General features: G+C 45.5%; 19 protein-coding genes and 1 riboswitch. Of the genes, 12 read left to right on the top strand and 7 right to left on the bottom strand.

Going from position 1 to position 17934, the window contains the following annotated elements:
* Positions 1-159 precede the first annotated feature (159 nt).
* Together metK and asnB are read left to right on the top strand one after the other, a co-directional pair.
* Positions 160-1362: a methionine adenosyltransferase gene (gene metK / locus KI350_RS03165; protein WP_003184586.1), complete on the top strand. Its 1203-nt coding sequence runs from the start codon at positions 160-162 to the stop codon at positions 1360-1362.
* A gap of 144 nt (positions 1363-1506) precedes the next feature.
* Entirely contained in the window at positions 1507-3405 is a 1899-nt protein-coding gene (gene asnB / locus KI350_RS03160; protein WP_020452669.1) for an asparagine synthase (glutamine-hydrolyzing), read from the top strand.
* Positions 3406-3446: 41 nt separating this feature from the next.
* Here the strand turns inward: asnB and KI350_RS03155 are convergent, their stop codons facing one another.
* The 3 genes from KI350_RS03155 to KI350_RS03145 all read right to left on the bottom strand — a co-directional run bounded on the left by KI350_RS03155 (position 3447) and on the right by KI350_RS03145 (position 5860).
* Complete coding sequence (locus KI350_RS03155) at positions 3447-4583, bottom strand: glycosyltransferase family 4 protein (protein WP_023855829.1); 1137 nt, start codon at positions 4581-4583, stop codon at positions 3447-3449.
* 59 nt (positions 4584-4642) lie between these two features.
* On the bottom strand, positions 4643-5167 hold the full coding sequence (locus KI350_RS03150) for a phosphatase PAP2 family protein (RefSeq protein ID WP_065643615.1): 525 nt from the start codon (positions 5165-5167) through the stop codon (positions 4643-4645).
* 174 nt (positions 5168-5341) lie between these two features.
* Entirely contained in the window at positions 5342-5860 is a 519-nt protein-coding gene (locus tag KI350_RS03145; RefSeq protein ID WP_020452666.1) for a gamma carbonic anhydrase, read from the bottom strand.
* A gap of 43 nt (positions 5861-5903) precedes the next feature.
* Between KI350_RS03145 and KI350_RS03140 the strand changes: the two genes are divergently transcribed.
* Entirely contained in the window at positions 5904-6683 is a 780-nt protein-coding gene (locus KI350_RS03140) for an alpha/beta hydrolase (protein WP_023855831.1), read from the top strand.
* A 14-nt stretch (positions 6684-6697) separates the two neighbouring features.
* A complete protein-coding gene (locus KI350_RS03135) occupies positions 6698-7777 on the top strand; it encodes a tetraprenyl-beta-curcumene synthase family protein (RefSeq protein WP_020452664.1) in 1080 nt (359 codons plus the stop codon).
* A gap of 40 nt (positions 7778-7817) precedes the next feature.
* On the opposite strand, the gene gltP is transcribed toward KI350_RS03135, so the two are convergent.
* The 3 genes from gltP to mnmL form a co-directional block, all read right to left on the bottom strand.
* Complete coding sequence (gene gltP / locus KI350_RS03130) at positions 7818-9068, bottom strand: glutamate-aspartate/proton symporter GltP (protein WP_023855832.1); 1251 nt, start codon at positions 9066-9068, stop codon at positions 7818-7820.
* 166 nt (positions 9069-9234) lie between these two features.
* The gene (gene mnmM, locus KI350_RS03125; protein ID WP_023855833.1) at positions 9235-9819 is read right to left on the bottom strand and encodes a tRNA 5-(aminomethyl)-2-thiouridylate-methyltransferase MnmM; all 585 of its coding nucleotides are present in this window, start codon (positions 9817-9819) and stop codon (positions 9235-9237) included.
* Complete coding sequence (gene mnmL, locus KI350_RS03120) at positions 9816-10784, bottom strand: tRNA modification radical SAM protein MnmL/YtqA (RefSeq protein ID WP_065643616.1); 969 nt, start codon at positions 10782-10784, stop codon at positions 9816-9818. The genes mnmM and mnmL overlap by 4 nt, the downstream gene beginning before the upstream one ends.
* A 152-nt stretch (positions 10785-10936) precedes the next feature.
* Here mnmL and KI350_RS03115 point away from each other — a divergent pair, with 152 nt between their 5' ends.
* The 7 genes from KI350_RS03115 (at position 10937) to KI350_RS03090 (ending at position 15785) form a co-directional block, all read left to right on the top strand.
* On the top strand, positions 10937-11209 hold the full coding sequence (locus KI350_RS03115; protein ID WP_065643617.1) for a YtzC family protein: 273 nt from the start codon (positions 10937-10939) through the stop codon (positions 11207-11209).
* Between the two features lie 126 nt (positions 11210-11335).
* Positions 11336-11464, top strand: a complete 129-nt coding sequence (locus tag KI350_RS23170) for a hypothetical protein (RefSeq protein ID WP_020452661.1) — start codon at positions 11336-11338, stop codon at positions 11462-11464.
* Positions 11465-11505: 41 nt separating this feature from the next.
* Positions 11506-11898, top strand: a complete 393-nt coding sequence (locus KI350_RS03110; protein WP_003184565.1) for a GntR family transcriptional regulator — start codon at positions 11506-11508, stop codon at positions 11896-11898.
* Positions 11891-12769 carry an ATP-binding cassette domain-containing protein gene (locus KI350_RS03105; protein WP_023855837.1) on the top strand — a complete coding sequence of 293 codons (879 nt, stop codon included), beginning with the start codon at positions 11891-11893 and terminating at the stop codon, positions 12767-12769. Before KI350_RS03110 ends, KI350_RS03105 begins: the two co-directional genes overlap by 8 nt.
* On the top strand, positions 12763-13740 hold the full coding sequence (locus KI350_RS03100) for an ABC transporter permease subunit (RefSeq protein ID WP_065643618.1): 978 nt from the start codon (positions 12763-12765) through the stop codon (positions 13738-13740). Before KI350_RS03105 ends, KI350_RS03100 begins: the two co-directional genes overlap by 7 nt.
* Before the next feature lie 25 nt (positions 13741-13765).
* Positions 13766-14464, top strand: a complete 699-nt coding sequence (locus KI350_RS03095; RefSeq protein WP_025810970.1) for an ABC transporter ATP-binding protein — start codon at positions 13766-13768, stop codon at positions 14462-14464.
* Positions 14454-15785: an ABC transporter permease gene (locus KI350_RS03090; protein WP_020452657.1), complete on the top strand. Its 1332-nt coding sequence runs from the start codon at positions 14454-14456 to the stop codon at positions 15783-15785. Before KI350_RS03095 ends, KI350_RS03090 begins: the two co-directional genes overlap by 11 nt.
* 229 nt (positions 15786-16014) lie before the next feature.
* Here KI350_RS03090 and KI350_RS03085 read toward each other — a convergent pair whose 3' ends face one another.
* Positions 16015-16746 (bottom strand): hypothetical protein, encoded by a 732-nt coding sequence (locus KI350_RS03085; protein WP_236808599.1) that lies wholly within the window; start codon positions 16744-16746, stop codon positions 16015-16017.
* 131 nt (positions 16747-16877) lie between these two features.
* Positions 16878-16985, top strand: a riboswitch (SAM riboswitch).
* A gap of 56 nt (positions 16986-17041) precedes the next feature.
* Between KI350_RS03085 and KI350_RS03080 the strand changes: the two genes are divergently transcribed.
* On the top strand, positions 17042-17866 hold the full coding sequence (locus tag KI350_RS03080) for a MetQ/NlpA family ABC transporter substrate-binding protein (RefSeq protein WP_065643620.1): 825 nt from the start codon (positions 17042-17044) through the stop codon (positions 17864-17866).
* Positions 17867-17934: the final 68 nt, after the last annotated feature.

Genomic DNA, 17934 nt, shown 5'->3' with positions numbered 1-17934 from the left:
AAGAGGAATTTTGACTTAGAATCTCGTCAAGAATAGCATATGGAAATTGTTTCAAAACGAGAGCGTATGAAGCCCGAGTATCGTCATATAATCAAGAGGGACGAGATCCGTATCATACTTAAGATCACGGCTGATCTTCATATACAGGAGGAAACATAAATGAGCAAAAACCGTCGGTTATTTACATCAGAGTCAGTTACGGAGGGACATCCGGACAAAATTTGCGACCAGATTTCGGATAGTATATTAGACGAAATTTTAAAGAAAGATCCGAATGCCCGCGTTGCCTGTGAAACATCTGTGACAACCGGATTGGTGCTGGTAAGCGGTGAAATCACGACGTCCACTTACGTCGATATTCCGAAAACAGTCCGCGAAACGATTAAAGAAATTGGCTACACACGTGCAAAATACGGTTTTGATGCCGAAACTTGCGCGGTCTTAACGTCTATAGATGAACAGTCGCCAGATATTGCAATGGGAGTCGACCAGGCGCTTGAAGCGCGTGAAGGAGCAATGAGCGACGCTGAAATTGAAGCGATCGGAGCCGGAGACCAAGGTTTAATGTTCGGTTTTGCCTGCAACGAAACAAAGGAACTTATGCCTCTGCCGATTTCGCTTGCTCATAAATTGTCTCGCCGTTTGACAGAAGTCCGCAAAGAGGAAATTCTGCCGTATCTTCGTCCGGACGGAAAGACACAGGTAACTGTTGAGTATGATGAGAACAACAAGCCGATTCGCATCGATACAATTGTCATTTCGACTCAGCATCACCCTGAGATTTCGCTTGAACAAATTCAGCGCAATCTGAAAGAGCACGTCATCAACCCGGTAGTGCCAAAAGAGCTGATCGATGAAAACACGAAGTACTTCATTAATCCTACGGGCCGTTTTGTTATCGGAGGACCGCAGGGGGATGCCGGTTTAACAGGACGCAAAATCATCGTTGACACCTATGGCGGATATGCCCGTCACGGCGGCGGAGCGTTTTCCGGTAAGGATGCGACAAAGGTTGATAGATCTGCAGCTTATGCTGCGAGATATGTAGCGAAAAATATCGTCGCCGCAGGCCTTGCTGATTCCTGTGAAGTGCAGCTTGCCTACGCGATCGGTGTCGCACAGCCGGTATCCATTTCAATCGATACATTCGGTACAGGCAAAGCCAGTGAAGAAACATTGATCGAAGTGGTTCGCAAAAACTTTGATCTAAGACCTGCCGGCATTATTAAAATGCTCGATCTTCGCCGTCCGATTTACAAACAAACGGCAGCTTACGGACATTTCGGCCGCCTCGACCTCGATCTGCCTTGGGAGCGCACAGACAAAGCAGATCAGCTGAAGAAAGATGCATTAGGAGAATAACAACCGCATAGCCGCTTTCATAAGCGGCTTTGTTTTTCGATGGCAAAAAGCGGGCGGATGTGAAACGTTTTTCTTTAAACACTTGTCTAATCAAGAAGCAGACTTTGATTTCTGCACGAAATTTAAAAAATCGGAGGCAATACTATGTGTGGATTTGTAGGGGTATTCAATCATCGCCCATCATCCGAGACAGCAGCCCAGGAAGAACTGATTAAACAAATGAATGAAATGATTGTACACCGCGGTCCGGACGATGATGGGTACTATCATGATGAGCATGTAGGCTTCGGATTTAGAAGGCTCAGCATCATCGATGTGGAAAACGGAGGACAGCCTCTGTCTTATGAAGATGATTCCTATTGGATTATTTTTAATGGAGAAATCTATAACTATATAGAACTGAAAGACGAACTTATTTCAAAAGGATACGAGTTCAAAACCGATTCAGATACGGAAGTTTTGCTTGCGACTTACCGCCACTACAAACAGGAAGCTGCTTCCAAGCTGCGCGGAATGTTTGCTTTTTTAATCTGGGATAAAAAAGAACAGCTCCTATACGGAGCGCGCGATCCGTTCGGCATTAAGCCGCTCTATTTTACGAAAACGGACGGCCATGTTTATTTTGCGTCAGAAAGAAAGAGCCTGATGGCTGTTGATGCCGATTTGGAATTGAATGAAAAAGCGCTTCAGCAGTATACGTCATTCCAATTTGTACCAGAGCCTGAGACGCTTGACAAAAAGGTGCAAAAAGTAGAACCGGGCCATCAGTTTACTGTCCGCCCGGGCGAGGATATTCAATTTAAAACATACTGGAAAGTTCAATTCAAGCCTGTTCAGACCGAAGAAGACAAGCTTGTTCAGGAAGTAAGAGACGCGATCTTTGATTCCGTAAAAGTCCATATGCGAAGCGATGTACCTGTAGGTTCCTTCCTTTCCGGAGGCATCGACTCTTCTTTTATCGTGTCGGTGGCAAAGCAATTTCATCCCAACTTAAAAACGTTCTCTGTCGGCTTTGAACATGAAGGCTTCAGCGAAGTTGACGTTGCGAAAGAAACCGCTGATAGGGTCGGCGTGGAGAACTTCAGCGCGATCATTTCCCCTGAAGAATATATGAACGAGCTTCCAAAGATCGTCTGGCATCTGGATGATCCGTTGGCAGACCCTGCTGCAATTCCTTTGTATTTTGTCGCGAAGGAAGCGAAGAAGCAAGTTACGGTTGTTTTGTCCGGAGAAGGAGCAGATGAGTTGTTCGGCGGTTATAATATTTACCGGGAGCCGCTTTCATTAAAGCCGTTTGAACGAATTCCGTCCCCGCTGAAAAAGATGCTTCTGTACGTAGCTTCAGCGATGCCGGAAGGAATGAAAGGGAAAAGCTTTTTAATGAGGGGCTGTACACCTCTTGAAGAGAGATATATCGGCAACGCAAAGATTTTTGAAGAAGGCATGAAATCAAAACTTCTTCGCCAGTATGACAGCAACCTCTCTTACTGTGACGTGACAAAGCCATATTTTGAAGAAAGCAAGTCCTACAGCGAAATTAACAAAATGCAGTATGTCGATATCCACACATGGATGCGCGGTGACATTTTGCTGAAAGCCGACAAAATGACGATGGCCAATTCACTGGAACTCCGCGTTCCGTTTTTGGACAAAGTCGTATTTGAAGCGGCTTCCAAAATTCCGGAAGAGCTGAAAACGAAAAACGGCACGACAAAATATCTGCTTAGAAAAGCGGCGGAAGGCATCGTTCCAGATCATGTCTTAAACCGCAAAAAGCTAGGGTTCCCTGTGCCGATCCGCCACTGGCTGAAAAACGAAATGCATGACTGGGCCGTGAACATCATTAAAGAGAGCGAGACAGACGCATATATCCATAAAGATTACGTGCTTCAGCTTCTTGAAGACCACTGCGCCAACAAAGCGGATAACAGCCGCAAAATCTGGACGGTTCTCATCTTTATGATCTGGCACAGCATTTTCGTTGAAAAGCGCTTTGTACCGGAAGAACTGAACCATCAGCCAAAAGAAGTCATTATCGTTTAAGTCAAAAAAGAAGGTTTTCGTTAATCGAAAACCTTCTTTTTTTATGCCGGTTTTTCAGCTGATAAATCTGCTAGCACACGTTCACATTCGGAGAAGAGATTGTCAAAAATCACTTCCCACGACTGGGTAAGGGCATAGCTTCTCGCATCGTATGACATCCGTTTTTTTAACGGCACATTGGAGAGGACGCGCAATATATTTTCGGTGAATGCATCCGGATTTCCAGGTTCGGAAAGAAAACCGTTTCTTCCGTTTTGTATAAAGTCTTTCAGGCCGCCGGAATCTGCCCCGATAACAGGCGTCCCGCAGGCGAGCGCTTCAAGCGCGGAATTTCCGAAGGTTTCCGTCGGAGAAGGAAAGACGAACAAATCTGAGCTTGCATAAATGCTTGCCAGCTCTTCTCCTTTGACATAGCCGGCAAAAGTCATATTGAGGGGAGCCCGCTTCTCAAGCTCTTTTTTTAACGGGCCGTCTCCCGCGATCAGCCAGTGGACGCCATCTTTCAAATTGGGGTGACTTGCGATCTTGAGCAGCGTCTCCAAATCTTTCTCAGGTGCAAGCCTTCCGACATAGCTGAGGATATAGGTTTCCTTTATGCCGTATCGCTTGCGGATGTGTTCGGTTTGATGCGCCGGACTGAACAGCGAGCAGTCCACGCCGCGCTTCCAGATGGAGAGGTTCCTGAATTGTTTGGCTTTGAGCTGCATAAACGTTTCGCGCGAAGGGACAAAAATTTTTCGAAAATCTTTATGAAACCAGTGCATATATTTCCATAATAGTTTGGAAAACATTTGAAGATCATAATATGAAAGGTACTGGTCAAAATCGGTATGGTAAGAGCCTACGACAGGGATGTTCCATTTCTTCGCAAGCTTGAGCCCTGCTAGGCCGATATTAAAAGGAGTCGCGATGTGAATGAGATCGGGATTGAATTCGCGGAGTTCTGATTTCATTTTGATGAGATTAGGAAGAGCGATTCTGCACTCGGGGTATAAGAAGAACGGCATGCTCGTAAAACGGCGGATGCGGCTCGAAAATTGTGTTTCATGCGTGCTTTCCGGCGCAAATACTTTATAGGACATCCCGTTTTTTTCAAGATAATCCGTATACCTTTTCAGCGTTCTGGCGCATCCGTTCACATCCGGTGTAAAAGTGTCCGTAAATATCGCAATTTTCATCGTTTCCCCTCCTGTTTGTGATGTAAAAAATCAGTGACGCTTTGGAAGAAACGGCCGGCTTAGAAGACCAACGCCGACAAAGTTCCGACTGATATCCCGAGGGCCGTGCCTGCCAGAACATCCGAAGGATAATGAAGACCGAGATAAATTCTGGAGAGTCCCACACTGATGCCTACCGGAATTAATAAAAGCGCGAGTATCGGAAAGAATATCATTAGCGGTGTAATGACGGAAAATGCCGCGGTCGTATGGCCGGATGGAAAAGAATGATCCTTGAGCGGATTTTGCAAAACCTGTGTTTCCTTTAGCGTTAAATACGGCCGCTTTCTTGGATACAGCTTTTTGATCAGCATGACTTGAAGGTGGCTGACCAAAAGTGCAATGGCGCTGGCGATCCCCGCTGTACGAACACTTCCGGATCCGAACAGCAAGAGAGACAGGCAAGCGGAAATCGTGCAGAATGCCCCTCCCAGATGTGTTGAGGAACGAAAGTAACGGTTTAGTGCTTTTTGGTGAAATAAGCTGTTCATACCGAGGAAGACCCGGCATTCAAAGTTGTAGATGCCGACCATCAGTTTATTCAAATGTCATAACCCCCTTTACATGAATGGCTGCTTCATGTTTATTGTAAAAAATGAATGTTTAGCAAATGATAAGTATTTGTAAAGATTTCGGAAAAGAAAAAAGCCGCAGACGCGTGCGGCCGAAAAGGTTATTGCTTAAATTATCGGTGAAAAAATGGTAAAGTTGTAGCAAAGCTAATCTTTTTTTTGCAAGGATTTGTAGTATTGTCCTTTTTCAATATATTCTTTGCGAATTCTTTCCATTTCCTGTTTATCCTTGTCAGTTAACGGGCGGATGACTTTAGCGGGCCTGCCGAATGCGAGGTGCCCGGCCGGGATCTTTTTGCCAGGCGGGACAAGACTGCCTGCCCCGATAAAAGCGCCTTCCCCGACTTCCGCTTCGTCAAGAATAACCGACCCCATTCCGATAAGGGCATGCTTTCGTATCACGGAGCTGTGCAGTGTAACCTGATGGCCTACCGTCACACCGTCTTCAATCACAAGAGGGCGCTCAGGGCTTTGGTGCAGGCAGGAAAGGTCTTGAATGTTCACGCCTTTTCCGATCCTGACCGGGGCGACATCGCCGCGGATAACCGAAGAGAACCAGATGCTTGATTGCTCTCCGATTGTTACATCTCCGGTGATGACCGCGTTGTCGGCGATAAACGCCGTTTCATGAATAACGGGTTCCGTTTTTTTATAAGGGTAGATCATTGGTTTCATCCTTTCATTTATAAAATTGTGTGAGGTGGTCAGCATGTGGTGCATGGAAGCGGAAAGACCTGTTGCTTCAATCGTCATCATTCACGGTGCATGTGAGCATCACGGGCGGTATAAATGGCTGTCCGAAATGTGGCGTTCATCCGGGTTTAATGTCGTCATGGGGGATTTGCCCGGACAGGGAACTTCGACAAGAGAAAGAGGACATATACGCTCGTTTCAAGAATATATTGATGAAGTGGACAAATGGGTCGCCAGGGCGAAAGCATTTGAACTGCCTGTATTTATGCTCGGGCACAGCATGGGCGGCCTGATCGCGATCGAGTGGTTTAAGCAGCAGCAAAGCGGCATTGCCGGTCTCATTTTATCATCCCCTTGTCTCGGGCTGCAATTAAAGCCGAACAAATTTTTGGACTGGATTTCCAAAGGGCTCAACGTTTTGGCTCCGTCCATGCGGTTTGAATCCGGGATCACGCCTGATAAAGCGACGAGAAACAAAGAAGTCATCGAAATGGACATCAACGATTCATTATATATCACAAAAGTTTCTGTCAGATGGTATCAAGAAATGTTAAAAGCGTTGAAAAGCGCGATGGAGCCGACGGACGCCTTTCTCAACATCCCGCTCTTTGTCATGCAGGCGGGCACAGACTGGCTTGTCGACAAAAAAATGGTCGTCAAGTGGTTTAACGAGCTTGCTTCTCACAATAAGACGTACAGGGAATGGGAGGGCTTATACCACGAAATTTTTAATGAGCCTGAGCGGGAAGACGTTTTTAAAGCGGCCAGAGCGTTTGTGGAACAGTATATGACATAATGGAGGTGCATTCTTTGGCAGTACCGGAGCATCCTTTTGGATTAATGGCTAAAGTATACAGAGAAGTTTTTCCCCTTGTTCATCAGGAGTTGGACAAGTGGAAACGAAAAGCTGAAACGATTCAAAATCCCGAGCTGAAAACGCAGGCGAAAGCCAGCATCAGGGATAAAACCTTTCACTGTGAAGGCGGCGGCATTATGGCCCTCCTTTCAGGCGATAAAATCGAGCAGTCGATCCGGTTTATTACGGCGTATCAGACGATAAGCGACTATCTCGACAATCTATGCGACCGGAGCACCTCGCTTGACCCGGATGATTTTTCCATGCTTCATCAGTCAATGAAAGACGCGCTGACCGTCGGGGCTGAATTGAAGAACTATTACCGGTTCAGGGAAGACCAGGATGATCAAGGCTATTTGCACGACTTAGTGAAAACGTGCCAAGACGTGCTTGCGGAAATTGAGAACTATGATCTGATCAAGCAGCACCTGCTTGAGCTTTGCAGCTATTACTGCGATCTGCAAGTTCATAAACACGTTGTGGAGCATGAGCGTGTCCCCCGGCTCGAAGCGTGGTTTGAGAATTATAGATCGGCCTTGCCGAAAATGGAATGGTACGAGTTCTCAGCCTGTGCGGGTTCAACGCTCGGCATCTTCTGCCTCGTATCGTATTCCGTCCGTTCCGATTTTACTGAATCGATGGCCGGAAAGATCCGCGACAGCTATTTTCCGTACATACAGGGACTGCACATCCTGCTCGATTATTTAATTGACCAGGAGGAAGACTTAATCGGCGGAGATTTGAATTTCTGCACGTATTACCCATCACATTCAGATATGATGGAAAGGCTCGAATATTTCATCGAAATGGCGGATGAACATTTGCGCGGGATTCCGCACGAAAACTTTCACCGTTTGATCAACAGAGGTCTTCTGGGTGTTTATTTATCAGACGATAAGGTCGCGGGTCAAAAGGAAATCGGCCGGCTGGCGAAGCGCCTTATTAAAGCGAGCGGAAAAACTTCCTACTTCTTCTATATCAACGGAAGGGCCTACCGCAAAATTCAAAAAATGCCGTGGATGAAAAGCTCGTAAAGAAAAGCTCAAACCGTTCATCGGCTTGAGCTTTTGCTGTTTACAAGCTTTCCATCCGGTATTGTTTTTCAAGTACAAAACGCTTATTATACCGGAAGCTTTTTTCCCATTTTGAAACAACGATGCAGGCGACAGCATGACCCGGCACGTTCACGCCTGTTCGCGCCATGTCCATCACGCGGTCCACTCCCGCGATAATCGCGACTCCTTCAGCGGGAAGGCCGACTGCGTTGGCGGTAGCCAGAAGGACGACGAGCGAGCCAGATGGAACGGCGGCGATCCCTTTGCTTGTCATCACTAGCACGAGCATCATGAGCAATTGCTGTGAAATGCTCATGTCTATATTGAAAGCCTGCGCCAAAAAGATACAAGCGACAGATAAATATAGGCTGGAGCCGTCACAATTCAGCGATAAGCCTGAAGGAACCACAAAGGAAACGACCCGTTTTGGGCAGCCGTATTTCTCCATGCGGTCCATCAGCTGCGGCAAGACTGTTTCTGTGCTCGTAGTGGAGAACGCGATCAGAAACAAATCCCAAATCATTTTCAGGACTTCGAAGTATTTAATTTTAAAAATAAGACCGACAATCGGAAATAAAACAAAAAGAACGAGAAACAGTCCGAGAAAAACAGTGCCGACTAATTTTAACATAGGAAGCAGGAGTTCGATGCCGTATTGCCCGACGGATGCGGCCATAAGAGCAAGCACGCCGATAGGGGCTGTGACCATAACCATCTGCGTCAGTTTGAACATGATATTGGCAACAGACTCAAAAAATTTCATGACAGGCTCTGAGGCTTTGCCGATCCCGGCAGCTGCGACGCCGAACAATATCGCAAAGAAGATCACGGCAAGCAAATCATTTCTGGCCATGACGTCAACGATGTTGGTAGGAATAATATCGAGGATCATTTGTTTAAGATCGACCACTTTTTCCGTGTAGCCTGAGAGCTCGCCGATATCTTTTTTGGCCAAATGGGAGAGGTCAAGGCCGACACCGGGCTTTAGCACATTAGCCAAAAGCAGCCCGAGTCCGAGCACGAACGTCGTAATCACTTCAAACCAAATAATCGTCTTGATGCCGAGACTGCCCATTTTTTTCATGCTTCCGCTTCCGGCCGCTCCGATGACGATTGTAGAAAAAACGATCGGAACGACGATCATTTTAATCAAGCGGATAAATCCGTCTCCGACGGGGCGCAGCGCCATTCCGAAATCAGGGAAAAAGTGTCCGATCACTGCTCCAATGGCGAGTGCGATCAAAATTTGATAAGCGATAAATTTTTTCAAAGCGAAATCCCTCCGTATTTTACATGAGTTTTCAATAATTTCGTGACAAAGAGTGAAACACCTTTTCTTTTTAGAAAATTGCGAAAAATTTCTTATATTTTATTTTGATATCGCTTACATTATGTTTGGATGAAAAAAATCCTCCTAATGGAGGATTTTCAAGATATCATTTTTGAGCCGCTATTTTCTTTTCAATCGCAATGATAAAAGGCGGATCGTTTCGCTGGTTTAAATATTGGTAACAGAGGGCGCGGGCAGTATCTTGGTCGAGTGATGTGCAAAATTCGAGCAGGGCGTCCTTTTCCCGCTTTCCTTCGGGATGGCCATGGTAGACGACCAGTACGATCAGCCCCTCATTTTTCAGGATTTTGAGAAGCTGCTTGATGCTGGCGATGGTTGAATCGCTTTTTGTCGTCACCGATTTGTCGCTTCCCGGAAGATACCCGAGGTTAAACACAGCTGCTGCCACCTTGCCTGAGATGTCGTCAGGAAGCGAAGTGATGAGCTCATCATGGCTTTTTTGAATCAATGTCACCCGGTCTTTGTACTCGTTTCCAAGTCTTTCCGCAGTATGGATCAGCGCCTCTTCCTGGATATCAAAGGCATAGACATGTCCGTTTTCACCGACAAGTTCTGCTAAAAAATACGTATCATGTCCGTTTCCCATTGTCGCATCAATGACGATGTCTCCTTCGCCTGCGGCTGTTTTCAGCAGTTCTTTCGCATAAGGGAGGATCTTCTTGAGCTTCATGTGGCGATGCCTTCTTTCTCTTTGTTGAACCATTTCCCCTGATAGCTGCCGCGCCTTTCCAGTTCTCCATTGATGGCATTTAAGACTTCCCATTTATTGACGCTCCACATCGGTCCGACCATCAATTCGATCGGTCCGTCACCCGTAATCCGGTGAATGATCATTTCCGGAGGAAGAATTTCAAGCTGATCACAAACAAGCTGGACATAATCATCTTGCGAAAGGAACGTTAATTTTCCTTTTTCATACTGCTTCACCATTGGCGTTCCCTTTAACAGGTGAAGCAGATGGATTTTAATCCCCTGCACATCCAAATCGGCGACCGCTTTTGCGGTTTCCATCATCATGCCGCGGTCTTCGAGAGGCAGCCCGTTAATGATGTGAGAGCAGACGCGGATACCGTGTTTCCTCAGCTTGTTCACGCCTTCTACATAGCAGTCGAAATCATGGGCACGGTTGATCAAATCAGCCGTCCGTTCATGAACGGTTTGAAGGCCGAGTTCCACCCAGAGGTATGTTCGTTCATTAAGCTCGGCAAGATATTCGACAACATCGTCAGGAAGACAGTCCGGCCGGGTTGCGATTGAAAGGCCGACTACGCCGTCGAGGCCAAGGACCGTTTCGTATTTTTCGCGAAGAACGCTGACAGGAGCGTGCGTATTCGTAAATGCTTGAAAGTACGCCATGTATTTGCCGTCTTTCCATTTTTCATGCATTCTGTCGCGGACTTCTTTAAATTGGGTCAGCAGATCGTCGGCTCGGTTTCCCGCAAAGTCTCCGCTCCCTGCGGCGCTGCAAAATGTGCATCCGCCGTGTGCGACCGTGCCGTCGCGATTCGGGCAGTCAAAGCCTCCGTCAAGGGCGACTTTAAACACTTTATGACCGAAATGATTTCGTAAATGATAATTCCATGTATGATATCGTTTTTCACTGTTCGTATATGGAAAAGGGTTGTTCTGATGCAAACAAAAGGACCTCCTTTTAGTATTACGCATCCTAAAATTGTAGCAAATAAACACGATAAGAACAAACCGATTCCCAATTATTTTCTTCAATGATCACGGCTGTGATGGCCAAACTAATCACGATGGATTTTTCCATTAAGGAGGGGTTTTCTTTGGCTACAAGACAATCCGTCGGAGAGCACATCCAAAGAAGCGAAGATGCTTATGATTATGCTTTATCTCAATTTGAAACTGCAAGCAGGCAGGAACATTACAATGAGACAGAGTTCAGCGATGCGCAGCTGATGCTTGAAAACGCGGTCAATGAATTAAACAAGCTTTCGCTGTTTGCCAATGAGCAACAAAGGGAGGAAATTCACCGCAAAAGGCTTCAGCTGCAAACCCTTCAAAACAATATGATTCTGCAGAGATCGTATGAAAGATGAACCCTTTTTGAAAGGGTTCATTTTTTTGAAAAAAAGTGATTGACAAAAAAGGACGATGTATTTAATGTATTAGGTGTACTATATCGAGTAATACAATTAACACACACATGTAAAGGAGTAATACTCATGAGTGATAAACATAAAAAAATAACGCCGATGGTGGTCGTGGCGTTTATCATTGCCTGTTCGTTCTTGTTTGTTCTTGCGAAGCTGGGCTTTATAATTCAAGAAAATTTGGGATACGTGTTTTTTTAAAAGTGAATGACCTGAGATTGAACGAGAAAGAAGGGAGATAGATGATTCAAATCGATCCGAGAAGCTCTACCCCGATCTATGAGCAGATTATCCAGCAGATGAAAGAGCTTTGCTTAAAAGGGATAATCAAGCCTGGAGATAAACTTCCTTCTGTCAGAGAGCTTGCAACCATTATCATTGCAAACCCGAATACTGTCAGCAAAGCCTATAAAGAACTTGAACGGGAAGGAATAATTGAAACGTTGAGGGGGAGAGGAACGTATATTTCAGAAAACGCGAAAGTTACGCTTGATGAAGGGAAGATTGCGATGATTAAAGAGCAGTTAAAGCAGCTGATCATCGATGCGCATTACGCTGGGATCGACACTAAAAAGCTGCAGGAGTGGATGGCGGAAATCGACGAAGAAGTGAGAGGAGGGGAAGTGAATGATTGAGCTCAAATCTGTATCAAAAACGATTGACGGAAAACAAATACTCAAAAACATCTCCTTTAAGCTTGAGGAAGGAGAGATTTTCGGACTGCTCGGCAGAAACGGCTCAGGGAAAACGACGCTTCTCCGCCTGATTCAGCAAATCCTGCTGCCTGATGAGGGAGATATCTACTTCGGCAGCGTCAAGGTGAAGGACCATCCGCTCGTCAAGCGCAATATCGTCTATATGCCCGTTCAAAACACCTATTTCGAAAAATACAATTACAAACAGCTCGTCAATATTTTGCGAAACATTTATCCTGACTTTGATGTTACATACGCTAATGAATTAATGAACCGCTACGATATTCCCGAAACAAAAAAGTACAGGGAATTGTCTACAGGATTGAAAAAGCAAATGTCGCTGATCTTGTCATTTGCGATCCGGCCGGCGGTCATCCTGCTCGATGAACCGACAGACGGCATTGATGCCGTCACAAGACAAGATGTTCTCCAGCTGATGGTCGATGAAGTGGCTGAAAACAACACGACGATTCTCATCACATCCCACCGGCTTGAGGATATTGAAAGAATGTGCAATCGAATCGGTTTTCTCGAAGACAATACATTGTCGAACATCATGGATCTTGATGAACTGAAAGGCGATTTTATTAAAATCCAAATGGCATTTGAAGAAGATGTCAATTTGAAAATCAGGGAAAGGGAAATCCCTGTTTTGGATCACACCGGCGTGTTTTATACGGTGTTGATTCCGAAAGCAGACGATGTGAGCAAACAATTTCTAAAAAGTTTGTCTCCGAAAGTTTGGAACGAGCTTCCGGTCAGTCTTGAGGAAGTATTCATCGCAAAGTATGGAGGTAAGCGAAGATGGTAGACCGCGGACTTTTATATAAAGAGTGGAAACAGCATTTCTGGATTTTTTTAGTTGTGTTTGCAGCGGTGATGCTGAGTGAACCGTTTTCGATTTTAAATGATTATTTTCAGTATCAAGGATGTCTTGCGGAACAGAAAAAATTTCCCGATATAGAGTGCGTTTTATATAAAGATTATGAGATAAGCGGGGTCATGAGAATGTTCTGGATTGGCGGAGTCGCGCTTGCACTCAGCCAGATCGGGTTTGAACGGAGCAGAGGGACGCTTGAATTCACACTCGGCCTTCCTTATAAGCGAGGCGTCATTTTCAATACGAAATATTTCTTCGGCATTTCAATTCTTTTAACAGCCCAGCTATTATCTTACTTTTTATCTTATGCCTTGATTGTTTTATATAAGGTTGACGTCGTCCATTTCCATGAGTATTTTATCGGGTCGGTCATCTTCTGCTTTATGGTCTACTCGCTTGTTATGGCGGCGGGCGCGATAACCGGCAATCCGCTGGCCCAGCTGATCGTTGCATTTTCAACGTCGATTCTGCCGTATTTGCTGATCGGGCTTCCGTTGGCCAACTTTCGAATCATCCGGAGTTTCTTTGGAGGGCACCCTGCTTTCTTTTATGGTGAAACAGAACTATTGGATTATATAACGCCGATCATGTACCTCAACCAATTCGGCATTCAAGACGGCAGCCTGGCCTTTACGCTTATTCCGCTCGCCATGGGGATCTTGTTTTATATCATTGGCTATTTTTGCTTTATCAAACAGCAGCTTGAACGGAACGGACATTTTTTTCTCTGGAGAAAAATGGATCGCCCGATTCAAATTCTCGTGATTTTATTTGGCATCTGGGGATTCGGCACAGCCTCTGGCTCAAACCTGTTCAGCTATATCTTCGGTATGGTGATCGGTTCGGCAGTCGGATTTTTAATCAGTTACTTCTTGATTTTCAAAAAAATAAAACAGCTGTAATCCATAATGGAGAGGAGATTTACAAATGATCAGTGTAGAGCATATTCACCACTCATTTAAAGTCGGTAAAAAGGGGAGGGAAAATGAAATTAAAGTGTTAAAGGATGTCTCGCTTACCGTTGAAAAAGGCGAAATCGCCTGCATTGTCGGACGGAGCGGTTCCGGAAAATCGACGCTGTTGAACTTGATTTCCGGCTATATCGCCCCGACAAAAGGTAAGATCGTCATTGACGGTACGGATGTCACAAAGTACAGCGAAAAAGAATGGGCGGCATTCAGGCTTGAACATTTCGGCTTCATCTTTCAAAGTTTTCAGCTGATTCCGAGCTTGACGACTTACGAAAACATCGAACTGCCTCTGACTTTAAAAGGTGTTCATCCGTCTGAGCGGAAGCAGCGCGTCAATGAGATGCTTCACCGCGTCGGCCTTGAAAGCCACGCCGGACACTATCCGAATGAGCTTTCAGGCGGACAGCAGCAGCGCGTCAGCATCGCCCGCGCTTTGATTTTGAATCCGTCAATCATTTTAGCCGACGAACCGACCGGAAGCCTCGATTCCGAAACAGAGCAGGAAATCCTCGAATTCATTCGGCAGCTGAACAGGGAGCGCGGTATTACATTCGTCATCATCACGCACGATGACGAGGTGGCATCGATCGCCAAAACGAAATTTCAGTTATCTGACGGCGTATTAGAGAAGGGGGAAGAGACTGTTGAAGTTTAAGGATCAGTTGAAGTTCATTAGAAGAAATATGAAGAAAAACCGCCTGCGTGTATTCATGACCATTCTCGCAACAACGGTGGCCTGCGCGTTTTTAATCGTGCTCGCATCGGTCGGATTCGGCCTGCAAAAATCGCTGACTGAACAGCTGATGAAAGAGCAAATCGTGACTGAGATAAATGTTGTCGGAAAAGAAGGGCAAAGCGATCAGAAAGTTCAAAAGAAAGACTTGAAAGAATTCGAAAATCGCAAAGATGTGTCCGCGATTATCGAGCGCACGCAGGTGTTCGCACCTGCTGAAGCAAAGTTGGGCAACAGGACAAACAATCAAATGTCGAATATCACGATTACTGACATGGCTGCTGAACAAAAAGCCAATATTAAACTCGATCGCGGCCGCGTAGCGAAAACACCGAATGAAATCGTCGTCGGCTACCATTTCGGGAAGAATCTCTGGACGAAAAAAGAAGCCCAAGATTATGAAAAGCAGATGGAAAATAATGCTGAGGAAGTAAAAGAACCAAAAGGATACGCAGAAGATATTCTCGGCAAAACAATTGAATTAAAGATCTCAAAAATGGATGAAAAAACAGGAGAAGAAGGGAAAGCGAAAACATATGATCTGAAAGTTGTCGGAGTTACGAAAAAACCTTCTTATGAATGGGCAAGCGATTCAACAGTCTATGTCAGCAACGACATGCAAAAAGACATCACCGGATTTCTGAAGGCGGACAAAGACAGCGGCACGATCGAAAAAAAGCTTTCGGTTTACGCGGATAACTTTGAACATGTCGGACAGCTGACAACAGATTTGGAGGATGAAGGCTACTACGTCGATTCAATAACGAAAAAACTCGAAAGCATTAATCTTTTTTTCATGGCTTTTAAAATCGGTCTGATCTTCGTCGGAGTCATTGCCGTCTTGATTTCAGCGATCGGCATTTTCAACACGATGACAATGGCGGTTACAGAGCGGACGCAGGAGATCGGCATTATGAAAGCGATCGGGGCAAGCCCGAACGTGATCAGGAAAATGTTTCTGCTGGAAAGCGCCTATATCGGTATCTTAGGATCTGTTTTAGGTGTTATCATTTCATACGGTGTCAGCTTTTTAGTGAACAAGATTATACCACCTATTTTATCATCGGTTTCAGAAGGAGGAGCGAGTGCGGCAGACTTCAGCATCACCTTCTCGTACATTCCGGTCAGTCTTGTCCTTATCGCGACCTTGATCAGTGCAGGCGTCGCCATTCTTTCAGGCCTGAACCCGGCCATTAAAGCGACAAGAACGAACGTGCTGACAGCATTAAGAAGAGAGCTTTAAGAAAAAAGCCGGCGGTATGCCGGCTTTCAGCGTGTCGACAAACCCTCGCATTCGTTGTCAGGCCTGCGCGTCGGTGCTCACGAATAGGAGAAGGATCGGCGGCTAACCGCCCAGGCGTCCTGCCTGAACGCCGCCGTCATCACATCCTGTGAAAGTCAGCTTCCGATGCTCGGCCTTCCTAGACTGCAAGGGTTGGGGGTCACGCTGAAAGGATGACAAAATCCCAAAACTAAGAGCCGTTTTGGGATTTTGTCAACAATCTGAAAGCCGGCGGTATGCCGGCTTTTTTAACGTTTCGGAGGTCTGTACCCCGCATCACGCGCCTCCTGTTCTGTGCAGAACCAGCGGGCGACGTTTTTCGTGCGGTCATAATATGTACTTCCTGGTGTATGATAAATATGGTTGACGCTTCCTTTGATTTTGCACTCTTGTTTGCTTTCACCGCTGTTTTTCTTAGGGGAGGGCGCGCTGTTCCGGCCTGAGCGGTGGCGTTCTTTTCTTTTACAGTGGCTTCGGTACTGCCGCTTTTTTCTTCAGCCTTAGCCAGTTTTTCTGACAGCGATTTTGTTTTTTTCGTAAGCGAGTCTTTTTCTTTTGTCAGTTTTTCGTTTTCTTTTTTTAATGTGTCATTCTCCGTTTTGGCTGCCTTCAGTTTTTCGTTTGCTTGATTGAGCTGCTGCTTTAATGCGGTTTGCTCCTTTTGTACAGCGCTGTGTTCAGTTTTCAGTTCCTGAAGCTCGGTTGTCAGGTCCTCTGTTTTTGTCTCATCGATGGCATATGTTTCCTCACTGTAATAAGGCGCAGAGATGATCAGGAGGAGAAGTCCGCCTGCAAAACAAGGATAAAAGAGTTTTCTGGAAAACCTTTTGCCTGGAGAAAAGATTCTTCTGATCAAATGAAATACAAGGTAGCAGATGGAAAAAATAAAGGATAAAAACCCGATCAGCATGATAGATTCCATGATTCGTCTCCTTTCGTGTTTGATAACTATATTTTAGCTTAAAAAGAAAAAAATGTTTATACCAAAAAACTTCTTGCAAATCTAAATATTCAAACGTAAAATAAAGAAATCATTTAAAAAACTGAATATGCAGCTTATAAAGAGAGATGGAGGGACTGGCCCGGCGAAATCTCAGCAACCTGCAGCAGAGCAAGGTGCTAAATCCAGCAGAATGTCAGGCGCATTCTGAAAGATAAGTTGAACAACTCTTTCAGGCGCTGAAAGAGTTTTTTTTATTTTGGAGGAGGAGATATACATGAACAAGATATTAAAATGGACTTCCGTGCTGGGACTGGCCTTGAGCATGGCGCTTCTGACCGCATGCGGAAACAATGCCGAAAGCGATGGTAAAACGATCAAAATAGGCGCTACTGCAGGACCGTATTACGATATGGTCAAAAAAGCGATTCAGCCTGAACTTGAGAAAAAAGGCTACAAAGTTGAAGTGGTCGAATTCACCGACTATGTACAGCCGAACACGGCGTTAAGCGAAGGCGAACTCGACGCCAATTTGTTTCAACATGAGGTTTTTATGAAATCATACAATCAAGAAAACAATAAACATCTTGCTGCACTCATTTCTGTGCCGACCGCTCCGATGGGTCTCTATTCTGCCAAATATAACGACTTGAACGATGTCAAAAACGGGGCGGAAGTGGCTGTTCCAAACGATCCGGCCAATGCCGCCAGGGCATTTTTAACGCTCCAGGATCAGGGGCTGATTCGGCTGAAAAGCGATGTCGACACATTGAAAGCCTCTGTGCAGGATATTGCGGAAAGTCCGAAAAAGCTGACATTTAAACAGCTTGAATCTGCCAATCTTCCAAGAGCGGTCGATGACCTGGATATCGCGGCTGTCCCGGGTAATTTCGCTCTCTCCGCTAATATGAAGTTGCAGGACGCGCTGGCGCTTGAGAACATGCCTGACCGCTACCGCAATCAAGTGGTAGTGGATGAAAAAAACAAAGACAAGCCATTCGCCAAAGATCTCAAAGAAGCGGTAAAATCCAAAGCTTTCGAAGATGCGATCGATCGGGAATTCGCCGGTTTCGGAAAGCCAAAATGGATGACGCAATCATAAAAAAATTCCCCCTTTAAAAAGGGGGTTTTTTATGTTGAAAATCGAAATCGTGTCAATTGAAAAAAATG

The organism is Bacillus sp. J41TS8, assembly GCF_018333035.1.
GTDB classification, from domain to species: domain Bacteria; phylum Bacillota; class Bacilli; order Bacillales; family Bacillaceae; genus Bacillus; species Bacillus paralicheniformis.
The sequence above is the reverse complement of the archived record's forward strand: the minus strand, read 5'-3'. Positions and strand labels throughout refer to the sequence as shown.